17 protein-coding genes are annotated in these 15,399 nt (G+C 71.3%); 7 read left to right on the forward strand and 10 right to left on the reverse strand.

Going from position 1 to position 15,399, the window contains the following annotated elements; translation table 11 throughout:
* Positions 1 to 15: 15 nt before the first annotated feature.
* Positions 16 to 501, reverse strand: a complete 486-nt coding sequence (locus ISP_RS28800) for an SDR family NAD(P)-dependent oxidoreductase (protein ID WP_013227453.1) — start codon at positions 499 to 501, stop codon at positions 16 to 18.
* A 196-nt stretch (positions 502 to 697) separates the two neighbouring features.
* On the opposite strand from ISP_RS28800, the gene ISP_RS28805 reads away from it, so the two are divergent.
* The 5 genes from ISP_RS28805 to ISP_RS28825 are packed head-to-tail and all read left to right on the forward strand — an operon-like array spanning position 698 to position 4,582.
* The gene (locus tag ISP_RS28805; protein ID WP_200876232.1) at positions 698 to 856 is read left to right on the forward strand and encodes an SDR family NAD(P)-dependent oxidoreductase; all 159 of its coding nucleotides are present in this window, start codon (positions 698 to 700) and stop codon (positions 854 to 856) included.
* On the forward strand, positions 853 to 1,443 hold the full coding sequence (locus ISP_RS28810; protein ID WP_013227454.1) for a hypothetical protein: 591 nt from the start codon (positions 853 to 855) through the stop codon (positions 1,441 to 1,443). The genes ISP_RS28805 and ISP_RS28810 overlap by 4 nt, the downstream gene beginning before the upstream one ends.
* An 18-nt stretch (positions 1,444 to 1,461) precedes the next feature.
* A complete protein-coding gene (locus tag ISP_RS28815; protein WP_013227455.1) occupies positions 1,462 to 2,088 on the forward strand; it encodes a hypothetical protein in 627 nt (208 codons plus the stop codon).
* A gap of 8 nt (positions 2,089 to 2,096) precedes the next feature.
* A complete protein-coding gene (locus tag ISP_RS28820) occupies positions 2,097 to 3,452 on the forward strand; it encodes a Dyp-type peroxidase (RefSeq protein ID WP_013227456.1) in 1,356 nt (451 codons plus the stop codon).
* Positions 3,452 to 4,582 (forward strand): catalase family protein, encoded by a 1,131-nt coding sequence (locus ISP_RS28825; RefSeq protein WP_013227457.1) that lies wholly within the window; start codon positions 3,452 to 3,454, stop codon positions 4,580 to 4,582. The genes ISP_RS28820 and ISP_RS28825 overlap by 1 nt, the downstream gene beginning before the upstream one ends.
* A 48-nt stretch (positions 4,583 to 4,630) precedes the next feature.
* On the opposite strand, the gene ISP_RS28830 is transcribed toward ISP_RS28825, so the two are convergent.
* Together ISP_RS28830 and ISP_RS28835 are read right to left on the reverse strand one after the other, a co-directional pair.
* Positions 4,631 to 5,353 (reverse strand): SDR family NAD(P)-dependent oxidoreductase, encoded by a 723-nt coding sequence (locus ISP_RS28830; protein WP_013227458.1) that lies wholly within the window; start codon positions 5,351 to 5,353, stop codon positions 4,631 to 4,633.
* A gap of 395 nt (positions 5,354 to 5,748) precedes the next feature.
* Positions 5,749 to 7,182, reverse strand: a complete 1,434-nt coding sequence (locus ISP_RS28835) for an MFS transporter (protein ID WP_013227459.1) — start codon at positions 7,180 to 7,182, stop codon at positions 5,749 to 5,751.
* A 79-nt stretch (positions 7,183 to 7,261) separates the two neighbouring features.
* Here ISP_RS28835 and ISP_RS28840 point away from each other — a divergent pair, with 79 nt between their 5' ends.
* Positions 7,262 to 7,849, forward strand: a complete 588-nt coding sequence (locus ISP_RS28840; RefSeq protein ID WP_013227460.1) for a TetR/AcrR family transcriptional regulator — start codon at positions 7,262 to 7,264, stop codon at positions 7,847 to 7,849.
* A 284-nt stretch (positions 7,850 to 8,133) separates the two neighbouring features.
* On the opposite strand, the gene ISP_RS28845 is transcribed toward ISP_RS28840, so the two are convergent.
* Positions 8,134 to 8,436, reverse strand: coding sequence for a helix-turn-helix domain-containing protein (locus ISP_RS28845; protein ID WP_013227461.1), 303 nt, complete (start codon positions 8,434 to 8,436; stop codon positions 8,134 to 8,136).
* A complete protein-coding gene (locus ISP_RS28850) occupies positions 8,436 to 10,097 on the reverse strand; it encodes a TIGR04141 family sporadically distributed protein (RefSeq protein ID WP_014467312.1) in 1,662 nt (553 codons plus the stop codon). The genes ISP_RS28845 and ISP_RS28850 overlap by 1 nt, the downstream gene beginning before the upstream one ends.
* Positions 10,098 to 10,538: 441 nt before the next feature.
* Between ISP_RS28850 and ISP_RS28855 the strand changes: the two genes are divergently transcribed.
* On the forward strand, positions 10,539 to 11,078 hold the full coding sequence (locus ISP_RS28855; protein ID WP_013227463.1) for a Uma2 family endonuclease: 540 nt from the start codon (positions 10,539 to 10,541) through the stop codon (positions 11,076 to 11,078).
* A gap of 17 nt (positions 11,079 to 11,095) precedes the next feature.
* On the opposite strand, the gene ISP_RS28860 is transcribed toward ISP_RS28855, so the two are convergent.
* Genes ISP_RS28860 through ISP_RS28880 form a run of 5 tightly spaced genes read right to left on the reverse strand, consistent with a single transcriptional unit; the run spans position 11,096 to position 15,361 of the window.
* A complete protein-coding gene (locus ISP_RS28860) occupies positions 11,096 to 11,893 on the reverse strand; it encodes a phosphate ABC transporter ATP-binding protein (RefSeq protein WP_200876233.1) in 798 nt (265 codons plus the stop codon).
* Positions 11,894 to 11,909: 16 nt separating this feature from the next.
* Entirely contained in the window at positions 11,910 to 12,800 is an 891-nt protein-coding gene (locus ISP_RS28865) for a sortase (RefSeq protein ID WP_013227465.1), read from the reverse strand.
* Positions 12,785 to 13,642 carry a hypothetical protein gene (locus tag ISP_RS28870; protein ID WP_013227466.1) on the reverse strand — a complete coding sequence of 286 codons (858 nt, stop codon included), beginning with the start codon at positions 13,640 to 13,642 and terminating at the stop codon, positions 12,785 to 12,787. The genes ISP_RS28865 and ISP_RS28870 overlap by 16 nt, the downstream gene beginning before the upstream one ends.
* Positions 13,643 to 13,659: 17 nt before the next feature.
* Complete coding sequence (locus ISP_RS28875) at positions 13,660 to 14,367, reverse strand: hypothetical protein (RefSeq protein ID WP_013227467.1); 708 nt, start codon at positions 14,365 to 14,367, stop codon at positions 13,660 to 13,662.
* A complete protein-coding gene (locus ISP_RS28880; RefSeq protein ID WP_013227468.1) occupies positions 14,351 to 15,361 on the reverse strand; it encodes a hypothetical protein in 1,011 nt (336 codons plus the stop codon). Before ISP_RS28880 ends, ISP_RS28875 begins: the two co-directional genes overlap by 17 nt.
* Positions 15,362 to 15,399: the final 38 nt, after the last annotated feature.

The following is a 15,399-nucleotide window of genomic DNA, read 5'->3' on the forward strand; positions in this document are numbered from 1 at the left end:
ACACCCCCCGGGGCTTCAACCGCCGTTCGGCTGTGCCCATCCATCGAGACGATCCAGCGCGCCGCGCGGCGCAGTCCGTTCCACCGTGATGCCGCGCTCTCGCAACTGCGCCGCGACGGCCGGCGTGATCGGCCCGGACGCCGCGGTGACGAGGATCGTGCTGCGAGGGCGAAGGTGCCGCACCGCGTGCCGGAGGAGCAGGGCGCCGCTGTCCGGTGTGGTGTGGACAACGACGTCGACCCCGCCGAACTCCGCCACCGACTCGGTGAACAACCGCTGCACGTCGAGGTCGTCGGCCAGGTCGGCACGCACGCCGATCGCGGTCCCGCCCTCGGCGATGATCTCCGCGAGCGTCGCCTCCACCCGCGTCTGGTGGTCGAGGTAGACGAGGACGACCGGCCACGCCCGGCGGGCCAGCCCGCGGGCGACGTCCCGGCCGGCCGGCAAGGAGCCGCCGGTGACGATGGCCACGACCCGGTCGGCGTGCGGGGAGAAACCCATGGCGGTGCCTTTCTGCTTCCGCTGCTCGCCGCTCCACCGTCGCGCACACCGGCCGTGGACTGCGCCCGCGCCGACCCCAGTGCGACACGAGTGGATTTCCCCGGTCGCCAGGGACCACCCCGGTGTGCTCACGGGCGCAACGCGGCAGTGGGGTGCGCGAGCCTTGCCCCGTTGCGCATCCACGGGCAGGACAGCGATGAACGTCAACGACAAGGTCGCCGTGGTGACCGGCGGCGCGAGCGGCATCGGGCTCGCGCTGTGCACCCGGTTCGCGAAGGAAGGTGCCCGCGTCGATGCGCGCCGGCCGCGCCGCGGAGTTCGCCGCCGGCAAGCACGAGTGAAAGGACGGCCATGAGCGGTGTCGAGGAGAAGATCGAACTGCTGCGCAAGCTGTTCGCCGACGCGCCCGAGGTGGGCCGGACGGCACTGGAGAACGTTCTCGCCAGGCTGACCTCGGATGCGTCTCGTGAGCCGCCGCCACCGGTGCGGAGCGCGGGCCGGGCCGGGAGCCGGCTCGGCAAGGTGTCCGAGCTGACGATCATCGTCCCCTTCGCGCCCGGCGGAGCGGAGCGGCTGCGCGCGTTCCTGCGGCTGTTCGGCGGGAACCTGGCCGGCGCGGACGGCGTCGGCACGGTCCACGACATGCGTTTCGTGTTCCTGGACGACGACACCAGGATGCTGTTCGCCACCGCCTACGACGGCGACTGGGACGCCTACATCGACGACTTCGCCACGAAGATCCCCGACTTCCTCGACATCATCGACTCCGCGTGGGAGGGCTGGCCCGGGATCCGCAGTCCGCAGGCGAAGGACTACCTCGCCCGGCACCAGGTCACGGCGGAGGGCTGGTACGTCGCCAACGACCTGACCGTGGCGGAGACGCGGCGGCTGAGGCGGCTCGGCGCGGCCGTCGACGAATTCCTCGACAAGATCGGCGAGTAACCGGAAGGGGCACGAGAAATGGCAACCCACGTGAAGGCACGCGCCGGCCAGGAGCCGAGCGTCGAGGAGCAACTCCGGCATCTGCGCGACCTGTTCGCCGAGGCGCCGGAGGTGGGCAAAAAGGCCTTCGAGAACGTCGTCAAGGAGATCGCCGACCAGGCGACGCACGAGCGGCCGCAGCCGGTGGTGAGCGCCGGCCGCGTCGGGATCCGGCTGGGCACGGTCTCCGAGTTGACGATGCTCGTCCCGCTCGCCCCGGGCGGAGCCGAACGGCTGCGGGCGTTCCTGAAGCTGCTGAACGGCAACCTCGACGGCGCGACCAAGGTCGGCACGGTGCACGACATGCGGTTCGTGTTCGTGGAGAACGACACGAAGCTGATCTTCGCCACCGCGTTCGACGGCGACTGGGACGCCTACATCGACGACTTCATCGCGAAGATCCCCGACTACCTGGACATCCTCTCCTCGTCCTTCGAGGGGTGGCCGGGAATCCACAGCCCGGACGCGAAGGACTACTTCCTGCGCTACCAGATCGCCGCGGAAGGCTGGTACGTCGCCCACCCGGACCTGACGGTGGCGGACACGACCCGGCTGAAGCGAGTCGGCGCGGCCGTCGACGAGTTCCTCGACCAGGTCGGCGGCTAGGTACCGCGATGACCGCAACCGATCGCGTTCCCCGCGGACGTGTCACCGTCGAACTCGACGACATCCAGGCGACGGTGCTGCGCTATCGGCCGGAGCCCTACTACGGAACGCACGTCATGCTCCACGTCGAGAACGCGCGGACCGGCCGGGAGTTCCTGCGCGATCTGGCTCCGCACGTCGACTCCGCCGCCGACTGGTGGCAGGCCCGCGAACCCTGGATGGCGGTCGCCCTCACCTACACCGGGCTCGCCGCACTCGGCGTGCCGGAGGAGTCGTTGCGGAGCTTCCCGGACGCGTTCCGGGCGGGGATGGCCGCGCGCGCCCCCGAGCTCCGCGACTCCGGCGTCAACGACCCCGATCACTGGGAACCGGAGTTCGGGAGCGGGGCCATCCACCTCGCCGTCAGCGTCTTCAGCGATGCGGAGGAGAAGTGGCGCCGGACGATGGACACGGCGCGGCGGCACTACGAGGGGCGCCCGGGCCTGAAGGTGGTGGTGACCCAGGACTTCGGCGCCCAGCCGGGCGACCTGAACCCGCTCGGCTACCGGGACTCCATCGGTCAGCCCGCCATCGAGGGCAGCGGTGTCGAGCCACTGCCCGGCCAGGCGCCGGCGATCAAGTCCGGCGAGTTCATCCTGGGCTACCCCGGGGAAGCGGGCGTGCCGCTGCCCGCTCCCGTCCCCGACGTCCTCGGCCGCAACGGTACCTACGTCGGCCTGCGCAAGTACCAGTCCCGCGTCGGGGCGTTCAACCGCTTCCTGCGCGCGCATGCCGAGACCGAGGACGAGCGGGAGCTGCTCGCGGCGAAGCTGGTCGGTCGGTGGCGCAGCGGTGCGCCGTTGACGCTGGCGCCGGACAAGGACGACCCGGAGCTCGGCGCGGACCCGGTGCGGAACAACGACTTCACCTACGCCACCGACCCGGAAGGCCGGCAAGTGCCGCTCGGTTCGCACATGCGGCGGATGAATCCGCGTGACACCGAGATGGCCGTGCTGGCCGACGTGAACATCCACCGCATCATCCGCCGCAGCACCGCCTTCGGCGCGCCGTACGACCCGGACGCGCTCTCGCCGGCCGACGACGAGACGCCCCGCGGCCTTTACTTCATCTTCTTGAGCGCGAAGGCGATGGCGACGATGGAGTTCCTGCAGCAGGAGTGGATCAACAACGGCAACTTCATGAGCCTCGGCGAGGAACGCGACCCGAACGTCGGGCTGCAGAAGGCCGCGGCGACCTTCACCATCCCGCGGGCGCCGGTGCGGCGCCGGATCCACGAAATCGAGACCTTCAACGTCCTGCGCGGTGGCGAGTACTTCTTCCTGCCGTCCCTTTCGGCGCTGAGGTGGCTCGGAGAGGAGCACTGATGTCCGGCTTCGTCCGCTACTCGCCGGAGACCGAGACGTTCGACCCGGAGCTCCCCGACCACCTGAAGCGGATCATCGCGTTCTGGGAGAACAAGGTCCGTGAGTCGCCGCAGCAGGAAGGCACCGGCCGGGCGGTACGCGGCGCCCACGCGAAGACGATCGGCATCGTGCGGGCGGAGGTCGAGATCTCCGGCAACGCGCCGCAGCCCTACGCCCAAGGCATCTACACGCAGGCCGGCCGCCACGACGCGCTGATCCGGTTCTCCAGCGCCTCCAACCACCTGGGGCCGGACGCGCTCCTCGGCCCGGTGCTGGGTTTCGCGATCAAGCTGTTCGACGTCCCCGGCACCAAGCTCGTCGACGAGGAACCGGACTCGACGACGTTCGACCTGGTGCTGAAGAACAATCCGGCGTTCATCGCGAACACGGCGGCGCACTACCTGTTCATCCAGGACATCGGCGACCGGGTCGGCGACTACCTGGCGCACGGCAAGGAGGGCTTCCGCGAACTGCTGACGGACTTCCTCACCGGCAACGGCACGCTCGAACAGAAGGACTGGGCGTGGGAGGAGCTGTTCGCGTTCGTCAAGGCGGCGACGCAGACCCCGGTGCGCAACCCCCTGCTCAGCACCTATTGGACGATGGCGGCGGTCCGCCACGGCGACTACGTCGCGAAGGTCCGCGTCGCGGCGGCCGCCGAGAACGCGGGTCACGCGCGCCACCGCGAACTGGACCTGACCAGCGGTCCGGACGTGTTCGGCCCGGTGCTGGCGGAAGAACTGCGGGAACACGCGTTCGCCTTCGACCTCCAGGTCCAGCTGTGCACGGACCTCGCGGCGATGCCGGTGAACGACGTGACGGTGGAGTGGCCGGAGAAGCTGTCCCCGTTCGTCACGGTCGGCCGGGTGCGTCTTCCCCGCCAGGACATCGCGGGAAACGCGGAGCAGGGCGACGCGCTGGCGTTCAACCAGTGGCGCGTCACGGCCGCCCACCGGCCGCTGGGCGAGATCATGGACGTCCGGCGGGTCTACACCGCATCGGCGAACGTCCGCCGGGCGCTCAACCACCAGCCGCAGCGCGAACCGACCAGCGTGGACGAGGTGCTGTCCGGGCCCTCATCACGCCCCTGAAGAGGGTCCGAACCACAGCACCGAACGACCGGCCACGCTTGCCTGCTCTCAGAAAACGAACTGCTGCCCGCCGTCGATGTCGTACGTCCCGCCGGTCAGCGCCGTGTTGGTCATCAAGTGGACGGCCAGCGCGGCGACATCGGCCGGACCGACCACCCGGCCGATCGGCAGCTTGGCCCGCAGTTCGGCCCGGCGGTCCTCGAGCTTGTCGCCCAGCAACGTCGCCGACAGCGGCGTGTCGACGAACCCGGCGGCGATCAGGTTGACCCGCACCGGCGCGAGCTCGAGGGCCAGGGCCGCGGTGAACGGCGGCAGCGCGGCGGTCGCGGCCGAGACGATGCCCAAGCCGTGCCCGACGCGCCGGCCGCCCGTGCCGCCCATGAGCAGGATCGTCCCGCCCGGCCGCATCTTCGGGGCGGCGTGGCGGGCGACCTCGAGCGAGACCACGATGTGGTCGCTGACCGCCGTCCGCACGTCCTCGGCGCTCATCTCCAGCAGCGGCCCGTAGTGCGGGCCGCCCGCGGTGATCAACACGTGGTCGATCGCGCCGGGCAGGGTGCCGAAGAAGCCCGCCACCGCGGCCGCGTCCGAGGCGTCGAACGCGGCCGTGCTGCGGGCGCCGAGCGTTTCCGCGGCGCGGTCGAGCTTGGCGGGGTCGCGGCCGGTGAGGACGACCTCGGCCCCCTCGGCCCGCGCCAGCCGCGCGGTCTCGAACCCGATGCCGGCGCTGCCACCGATCAGCACCACCGTCTGCCCGTCCAGATCCTTCATTTCGGCCTCTCCGTTCCCGCGCGCCCGGCGAACCGAGCACGGCGGGCCGTGCCGGGCCACCTCGAGCTTGACGCCGGGTGTCTTCGGCCCCACCCGGATCGCCCATCACGGCCACCCTGTCCGCCGCGAGACCACCGTAGCGCTCGGCGGTGGCCGGTGGCGTCGCCCGATCGCCGGGTCTTCACACCTCGGCCACACCGGCGGTCACCACCTTCCCACGACCCAGCACCGGATCACGGTGTGCTGCGACCGGCGCCGGCAGGTCGTCCGGCCGCCATGGCCGCAGCCGCAAGGCGGCTGCGGCCTCGGTCGGCGCGACGGTGCGGCCAGGCCCGGATGGCCCAGCCCCACTGCGTGGCCCGGCTGGTCACCGCGATAGCACCGGGCACGGCCGATTACCGTCGTGCCAACGCCTCGGCCGGTCGCGTGCCGTCCGCGTGGATGGTCTGCCGGAGCTCCTGGTGTCTGAGGAACGAGAGGGCAAGCACCCCGAGTGCGGCGGCGATGAGGAAGATCGGCCCGACGCTGTCGCCGTAGGCCACGCTCACCGCGGCGCCGTCGTGGATCCGCTGTGCGGTCAGTGAATTCAGGATCGAGCCGAACACCGCGAGTGTCACGGCCCCGGCCAGTGCGCGGAAGAACTGGACGGTCGAGGTGGCGGCGCCGACGTCCCGCACGTCCACGGTGTTCGCGACGACGAGGGGGATGTTCTGGGTGAGCATGCCGGTGCCGATGCCGACCATCGCGGCCATCGCCCCGAAGAACCACAGGCTGCTGGTGTGGTCGACGAACCCGGCCGCCGCGAGACCCGCTGTGAGCGCTATGGCGCCGGCGACGAGATAGCGCTTCCACCGGCCGTCCCGGCTGATCAGCCGTCCGGAGACCAACGACGAGACGAACGATCCGACGACCAGGGGCAGCAGGAGCAGTCCGGCGGCCGTCGCCGGGATGTTCCTGGCGACCTGGAGGTACTGGGACAGCAGCGGGATCGCGCCGAACAGCGAGAAGCCGACCGCCACGGACCCGAGCACGGCCAGCACGGTCGTCCGTTGCCGCAGGATCGCCAACGGGATGATCGGCTGTTCCGCACGGTTCTCCACCACCACGAACGCGGTCAGGCACAGCAGCCCGATACCCACCAGCAGCGCGGTGACCGGCGAGACCCACCCGTAGAACCCGGCCTTGCCCGCGAAGGACACCCAGATCAGCAGCACGCTCATCCCGGACGTGAGCAGCCCGATGCCCACCCAGTCGATGGTCACGTGGCGCTGCTCCGTCCGCAGCGGCGGCGCGGAGCGCAGCAGCACGAGGGCCAGCGCCGCCAGCGGCAGGCACGCCCAGAAACACCAGCGCCAGCCGAGCGGGCTGTCCACGATGAATCCGCCGGCGAGGGGCCCGATCGACGTGGCCAGCGCCATGACCCCGCCCACGTAGCCGGCGTAGCGCCCGCGCTGGCGGGCGGGAATGATCGACGCGAGGATGCTCTGGACCAGCGCGAACACCCCGCCGATCGCCAGGCCCTGCACCGCGCGGCCCGCGATCAGCACGCCCATCGCGGGGGCCAGCGCCCCGGCGACGGTCCCGATGACGAACAGCAGGATGGTGACCTGGACGAGGAGCTTCTTGCTGTAGAGGTCGGACAGTTTGCCCCAGATGGGTGTGGAGACCGCGTTGGTGAGCAGGGCCGCGACCACCACCCAGGTGTACTCGGTCGGTGTTCCCCGCAAGCTCGTCGAGATCGCCGGCAGCGCGTTGGCGACGATGTTCGCACTGATCAGCACGGTGAACATCGCTGACATCAAGCCGATCAGGACGCGTCTGAGATCCATGATTTCCTCCACCAGGTAGAGCGATCGCTGTACTTAGTACGATGCGCGTCGAAGTACAGTGGTCGCTATACTTGGTGACATGGTTAACACAGGCCGTGGAGCCCGCGAGCGCATCCTGCGCGCCGCGGCGCACCTGTTCTACGTGCGCGGTATCAACGCCACCGGCGTCGAGGAGCTCCGCCGGGAAGCCGACGTCTCGGTCCGCACCCTCTACAACCACTTCGCCGGCAAGGACGACGTGGTCGTCGCCTATCTGGAGCAGATGGCGGACGCAGCAGGCTCCTCGCTCGGCCGCGCGGACCTCCCGCCTCGCGAGCGATTGCTCGGCATCTTCACCCCACCCGCCCCGAAGGCCGGAGATCCCGTTCGCGGCTGCCCGCTGATCAACGCCGGCGTGGAGCTCGCCGACCCGGACCATCCCGCGCACCGCTACGCCGCAGAACGGAAGGCACGCTTCGCCGAACGGCTGACGGAGATCGCCCGTGAGGCAGGCGCGGCCGATCCGGAATCCCTGGGGCAGCGGCTAGCGCTGCTCTACGACGGAGCCTCGGCTCGCTCCACGGTCCTCAACAGCGACCACCCCCACGAAGTGGCTCTGGCGCTGGCCACCGAACTGGTCGACGCGGCACTTCCCGTTCGGCCGGGACCCGCTCCGGATCGCCCTTGACGCGACCTTCGGTCCGTGTCAGCCGGTCGTGGAACGCCGAGCGGGCGCCACGAGGGCACCGCCGGAGCCCGTCACCTGCCGCAGGTACAACTTGGTCGAGCCCACCGGTCTGGGTGTCCTACTCCGTCGAGGAGATCAGATGGCGCCGCACCGTTCGGCCGTGCGGTGCAAGCCGAGGTGGTCCGCACGGTCTTCCACAACTTCGTCCTCGGCGATGCGGCCGCCGCATCCCGCCCGGTCCGGGACCTGACCACGCCGAGGCCGCGCCAGGTCACCGTAGGGCTTCACGTGGCGAGCGATGTCACCCGGTCGCCGGGTCTTTCCGACGCGAATGGCTCATCGCTCGGCCGGGTCGAGCGGCGCCGCTGCCCGTCGAAAACAGCGTCGCGCAGGTGACGCCGCGAACTGATCGCGAGCTTGCCGAACGCCTTGCGCAGGTGCCATTCCACGGTGCCCGGGCTGAGGAAGAGCCGCGTGCCGAGCTCGGGGTTGGACAGTCCTTCGCGCGCGAGCCGGCCGCCCTGTGCTGCATTGCGTCCGGTCGTTCGTGTCGCCCCACTCGCACGAAGCAGCAGGTGAAGCCCCATCAGCTTCGTCGTCGGCGAGCGGGCTTGGTCGGCCGGCGGGGCTTCGGGACGTACGGGATGTCCGCGAACCGCAGCGTGGCCTGCAGCGCGCGCACCGCCCGGTCCAGGCGCAGCAGCGAAACCTGGGTCAGGGTGAACAGCTCGTCGATGTTCCAGGAGCGGCCGGCCGCCGCGAGCACGACCGTGCGCGGGATCCGGTCGATGACCCGGCCGGGCGCGGCTTTCGCGGCGAGCTGCGCCAGCGCCTCCGGCTCGTGCGCGAGCGCCTCGGCCGAGACGAGCGCCTGCGTGCACAGGTGGCTGGCGGCCGTGGCGCGGCCCAGCCACTTGACGTGGACCAGCTCGTCGCCGGGGCCGAGCAGGTCGCACAGCTCGAACCGGGGATGCAGCGGCGTGCTCGCGAAATCCCGGTCCAGGCACAGAAAACCGGACTCCTCGGCGACCTGCCGGCAGTACGCGTGCTCGTCGTCGGGGGTGCCCGTCGGGACCCACGGAATCGGCGGCCAGGCGAACCGGCGGGCGAGCATCGCCGCGACCTGCTCGCGCAGCTGCCGGACGTAGGTTTCCCCGATCCGGTACCAGCGTCCCTGGTGGAAGACGTAGCGGACGTGGTCGATCGTCGCCTCGAACACCAGCCAGCGCGCCACCGGGATCGAGGCGCCCGCGTCCTCCTCGCCCGCGTCGTCCGCGCAGGGCACGATCCGCCCAGCACGCACGGCCTTCAGCCGGTCACCGACGTCGATCCGGGCCAGCCGGTCGGTCAGGTGCCCCAGTTCCAGCCGTCCGGGGACGGTGAACGGGCCGCCGGGGCCCAAGCCGGTGATCCGGAACGAGGCTGCCTGCTCGGCGTCGCGCATCGCGGTCGCCGGCCAGGCGAGTCCCAGCGCACCGTCCTCGGCACCTCCGAGGCTTCCCGCCAGCCGTCCTTCCAGCACCGGCACGAGCCGGTCGTGGCGGTCCATCGGCCGGGTCTGGGCGACGAACCGCAGTGCCGAGTGCGCGTCGGGCTCGTCGACCACCGCGCCGACGGCGTCGAGGTCGGCCAGGAACGCGGCGGGGTCTTTGGCCAGCGGCAGCCACACGGCGTTGCCGGCACGGATGCGGTGGCGGCGGCCGGTGACCCGCCCGTAGGTGAGGTCCGCCAGGTCCGCCGTGCCGGCCAGCCGGTTGACCAGCTCACCGTAGGGCTCCAGCCGGAACGCCGACAGGTCCCCGCCGCCGGGGATGGACGTCTGCGTGGCGCGGGCCGAGGTGTCCAGTGCGGCGCTGGCGACCAGGCCGAGGTCGAACGGGTCGAGTCGCCGGATCCCGAACAGCAGGCCGAAGCCCTGTTCGACGTGTTCGTCGTTCAAGGTGAGATGCCCGGCACCCCAGGTGACCGCGTAGGTCCACGGTGGACGGGGGACGAGCAGGACCGCGAACGGCAGCTCCGACGACAGCGCCAGCTCGGCGCCGGTGAGCGACGCCGCGTGGGGCAACCATTGCGGCGCCTCGGTGCGGAACCGGCCCGCGATCAGCCGCGCGCGCGTGCCGGACAGGTCGACGTCGGTGTCGGTGACGATCTGGTCGTCTTTCAGCGGCACGAGCAGCTCGCGCTCGGGCGCGGTGCCGTCGAGCCGGAACAGCGACACCGGTTGGCTCGGGGTGGACGTCGGAACCATGCGGTCACCGGCCCTTCGGTGAAACAGTCTCCGTTCAGGATAATGTGCACCGGTGCCGCGCCGGTTAAATCAGCCTGAACAGCAATCACGGAGCCGACCGGGTACACTGGCTTGTGCTTTTATCGTGACATCGACGCTGGTCAGAAGTCCAGGAGGTGATCGACGAGTGTCCCAGAGAAGGCCACAGAATTGCGTCGGCAAGAATTGTTTGAATACACTCGAACGGCTGCACCAAGGAGTCATTCTGCTCTGTTCGAGCAGCGCCGGAACAATAGCCGCACACATCGTGACGATCATCACCGCGGCGCCCCGGCGAGGACTGGTCCGGTCGGGCCGGATCGGTCACCGGGCGGCGGTTCGCGCTGCGCGGGGTACCCCACTACCCTGAGTTGGTCGATTCCCGTCCGGCCCGACGCTGGGGGCAGCATGGAGACAGTCCCGATGTTCGCACACGGAGACCGTCTCACCCGTCGGGACCTGGAGCTGATCACCGATGAACGCCGCCGTTACGAACTGGTGGACGGGACCCTCCTAGTGAGCCCGTCCCCGCGTCCACTGCACCAGAGGGTGGTCGCGCGCCTGCTCACCGCGCTCACCCCGCTCTGCCCCGCGGACTGCGAAGTCCTGCCCGCTCCCTTGGACGTCGTGCTCGACGACCACACGGTGCTCATCCCGGACGTCGTGGTCGGACGCCGCGACACCTTCACCGAGCGGGCGCTCGTCGGGGTGCCGGTGCTGGCCGTCGAGGTCGTCTCGCCGTCCAGCCGGCACATCGACCTCTATCTCAAGCCCGCCCGGCTCGCCGCGGCCGGCTGCCCGTTCTACTGGGTGGTCGACCCCCGCGTGCCGAGCTTGAGCTGCTTCCGCCTCGAGGGCGACACCTACGTGCTGGCCGCCGAAGGCCGCGACGACGAGCCCGTCACCCTCACCGAGCCCTACGCGCTGACCCTGCGCGCGGCGGACCTGATCTCGCCCCACTGAATCTCGGGGCGACGGGCTCAGCCGAACCGGCCGTGGACGTAGTCCGCCGTCCTTGAATCCTCCGGCTGGTCGAACACCACCCGGGTCGGCCCTGCTTCGACGATCACACCCGGGGCCCCTTCCTCGGCGAGGAAGAATGCGCATCGGGCCGAAACCCGCGCCGCCTGTTGCATGTTGTGCGTGACGATGACGATCGTGACCTCGCCACTCAGCTCCTCGATCGTCTCCTCGATCCGGCGGGTGGACGTCGGGTCGAGGGCGGAACACGGCTCGTCCATCAGCAGCACCTGGGGACGGACGGCGAGCGCGCGCGCAATGCACAGCCGTTGCTGCTGCCCACCGGACAGGGCGCCGCCGGGCTGCCGGAGCCGGTCGCGGACCTCCTTCCACAAGCCCGCTTTGGTCAGGCAGCCGGCGACGAGGTCGTCGCGGTCGGCCGCTTTCACCTTGGTGCCGGTGAGCTTCAGCCCGGCCGTCACGTTGTCGTAAATGGACATGGCGGGGAACGGGTTCGGCTTCTGGAACACCATGCCGATGCGGCGGCGGGCGTCGGTCAGCTTCCACGACGGGGCGTAGATGTCGTCGCCGGCGAGCAGTACCTCGCCGGCCAGGGTCGCGCCGGGCACGAGCTCGTGCATCCGGTTCAGGATGCGCAGGAACGTCGACTTGCCGCAGCCGGACGGGCCGATCAGCGCGGTGACCGACGACGGCGGCATGTGCAGGGAGACGCGGTCGAGGACCTTCCGCTCGCCGAACCACGCGGACACCTCCCGCGCCTCGATCGCGGTGGCCTCGTCGACCGAAGGCAGCAGCATCGTCACGGCAGTCTCCTCACAGCAGGTTCGGCAGCAGGGACGCCGTCTGGTCGGCCACGGTCACCCCGAGGGCGCCGAGCACGGGCACCCCGATCACCCACGCGTGCCACCGGCCCACCCGCTGGTGCACGAACACGATGGCGGCCGCGGCGAACGCGAGCAGCAGCCCCCAGACCACGAGCGGAACGAGCGCCGACGCGTCACCTTCCAGCGCCTGCTCCCGGCCGGGCAGGGCGAACCCGGGGACCGTGCCCGCGGCCGGCACGGCCGGGGTGAGCAGCCGGGCGTCCACGCGCAGGACGTCGCTGGGCAGGTAGGGCGGGCCGTCCGCGGTGATCAGCGTCAGCCTGCCCTGGCCCTTCGCGGGCGGGACGGGTTGCGGGTCGTTCGCGCGGCGGACGCCCATCACCTCGAACTGGTGCTTGCCCTGCCCGGTGGTCACGGTGATCAGGTCGCCGTGGGCGAGCGAGCCGATGCCGGAGAACGGGCCTCCGTAGGCGGCCCGGCGGCCCATGACCACGCTCACCCCCGGCTGCCCGGGCAGGACGGTGTCGCGCCGGTGACCCGGCCCGGACTTCAGCACCGTGGCCGACGTGCCTTCGCCGACGACCTCGCGCAGGCCGATCCGCGGGATCGCCACCACGGCCACCGGCGTTCCGGGCTCGAGCGGATGCCCGTCGCGGTCAAGGCCACCCGCCGGCGCCGTGGCGTTGGCGAGCTGGTCGCGAAAGGTGTCGTAGGCGCGGTCCTGGTCGCGGTTGTGGGCCAGAGCGCCGATCAGCCCGAACTGGGCCACCAGGCACAGCATCAACGCCGCTGCGATCGACAGCGACTGTCCGGCGAGCCGCGCCGCCGCGGGCGGTGCGGTCGCGGGCGGTGCGGCCGCCGGGGTCACTTCGACGGCCACCGGGCCGCCCTGCGTCGCCGGGTGATGATCAGCGCCACGCCGCCCGTGCCGAGCAGGACGACGGCGAGGAGCAGCAGGTAGCCCGCGTTGACGCCGGTGTTGGCCAGCGTGCGCTGCGGGACGCTGGTCCCGACCGACTGCGCCGCGCCCGCGCCGGTTCCCCCGGAGCCGTCGCCGGCCGGGACGGTCTCCGCCGTGCTGTCGCTGGTGGACATCGTGGTGCTTGTCAGCGAGCTGGCGCTGGTGGCCGTGTCGCTCGTGCTGGTGGTCGTGGCCGGAAAGCTGGTGCCGGTCGTCGTCGGCGGCTGGGATGTGCTGACCGACGTCTTGGTGGTGGACGTCGTGGTCGGCGGTACGCCCGAGGGGTCGTTCGCCTGGTAGTGGCCCGGGTCGGTGAAGTACATGTTCGTCGTGAACGTGCCGGTGGTCGTCTGCGAGAAGGAGTCCACACAAGACACCCGAACCACGTACGTGCCGGCGGCGACGGTCGTGTTGTTGTCGGTCGCGATGTCGGTCATGCTCTTGGTGAACTGCACCGGAAAGGCCTGTGTGGTCGAGAAGTTGACGTCCTGCAGCCCGAACGTCGCGACGAGGCCGTCCGCGAACCCGCCGGGGCCGAAGACATGCGCGATGTAGGAGTCGGAGTCCGGCGTGCAGCCCTGTGAGGTCCGCACGACCGGCGCGGTCGCCGCGGTGCCGGTCGCCGGTTCGATCGTCAGCGTGCCGAGGCTGCCCGGTGGCGGCAGCGCGGCCGAGGCCGACGACGAGGTCACCAGGGCGACCACGACACTCGCCGCCGCGGCCACCGAGCCCACGGCCGCGGCCAGTTGGCGCTTACGCATGGAAAGCCTTCCTTCCGTTACTGGACACGACGCCTGCGCACCACCCAGGCCGCGAGCGCCACCACGGCGATGACCAGGCCCACGGCGGCGACCAGGCCGAACACCGCGGCAGGCGACCCGGCCCCGGCCGGTGCCGGGTCGCCTGCCGCCACGTCGGTCCGGCCGGGTTCCGGTGCCGGGGTGGTCGCGGCCGGCGGCTCCGGCGCGGCCACCCCTGGCACCGGCGCGGCGCCCGCACCCGGCGGCTGCGGGGTGGCGGACGTTTCGGGCACTCGTGACGGGCCCTTCGCGGCGCCGAGGGCCGCGTACCGCACCGGCGTGTCGAACCTCAGCGCCGCGGTGAACTCGCCCTTGCTCTCCTGGCTGAACGAGTCGATGCACCGCACGGCGATGTCGTACTGCCCGGACAGCGCGGTCTTGTTGTCCGCGGCGAAGTCCCGCAGCGTCTGGGCGAGGAACACGTCGAATCCGCTCGTGTGCGACAGCCCGACGTCGGTGGTGGCGACAACGATCTGGCCGTCGGCCGGCATGCCCTTGCCGCGCAGGGTGGCGAAGTACGCGTCGGCGTCGGCGGGGCAGCCGCCGCTGGTGTGCATCCGGATCGTCGCGGCGTCCGGCCCCTCGCCCGGGGTGACGACCAGGCCGCCGAGCGGCGCGGCTTCCGCGGGCGTCGCGACCAGGCCGAGCGCGCAGACCGCGAGCAGGACCTCAACCCACCGTCGCATGCTCGGCCACCTCCTCCAGCGGCTCGGCGGCGCGGCGGCGACGGCTCCGCGCGAACAGCAGCGCGAAGACCCCCAGCAGCAGCACGGCGAGCACGCCGAGGGCCGCCCACGGGACCGCGCTCAGCGTCACGGACTCTTCGGCGGGCTGGACGATGTCGGTGAACCCGGGCGCGGGCACGGGATCGACGTGCACCGCGGCGTCCAGCCAGCCCGCGGGCAGCAGGCCGCGCACGGTCGTGGTCACCTTGATCAGCCCGCCCGGCAGCAGTTCGGGGATCGGCGGCAGCGCCTCGCCGTCCACGGTGGACCCCCACGGCGTACTCACGCGCACGCGTTGGTTGCCGGAAAGCCGGGTGTTGCCGGTGTTGCGGACGGTGTAGCTGACCGTGGCGTCACCGCGGCCGAACGGCGTCGCGGCATACGATCCGGTGAGCCCGGTGATCGCCAGCCGTGGCGCCAGGTCGCCGGTGACGCGCAGGTAGACGCGGGCGCCGACGCGCTGTTCGACCGCGACCTTCTGCCCGTTCGCGCCCGTCTGTTCGGTCGTCAGCGCGGCGACGATGCCCGCCGCGTGGTCACCCGGGGTCGCGTTCGCGGGGATGGTCAGCGTGAACGGCACGATCGAAACCGACCGCGGAGCCAGGGAAACACTCGCCTTGTCCGGCTTGGTCCAGGCGCCGGCGTCGACCGACGGCTTGCCCGCGGCGAGCAGGTCGAAGCCGCCCTCGGGGGTGTTGAAGGCGTCGCTGGCGTAGATCTTCAACGTCACCGGGTTGGTTCCGACGTTGGACACCGCGACGAAATCCTTCACCACGGCGCCCGGAGTAGCGCTGTACCCGAGGCTCGCGCGGTTGTCCGGGGCGGTCGCGGTGGCCGGGCGGACCCCGAAGGTCACCCGCTGGTCGCCCGCCGCCGGCGGCGGAGCGGGGGTCTGGGCGGCGGCCGACGGCGCGAACGCGAACAGGAACGCGGCGGCCAGGACGGCTAGGCGCATCGGGATCCTTTCGGGAAGGTGGAACCGGGTCTCCGGCG

The organism is Amycolatopsis mediterranei (assembly GCF_026017845.1).
Lineage (GTDB): Bacteria > Actinomycetota > Actinomycetes > Mycobacteriales > Pseudonocardiaceae > Amycolatopsis > Amycolatopsis mediterranei.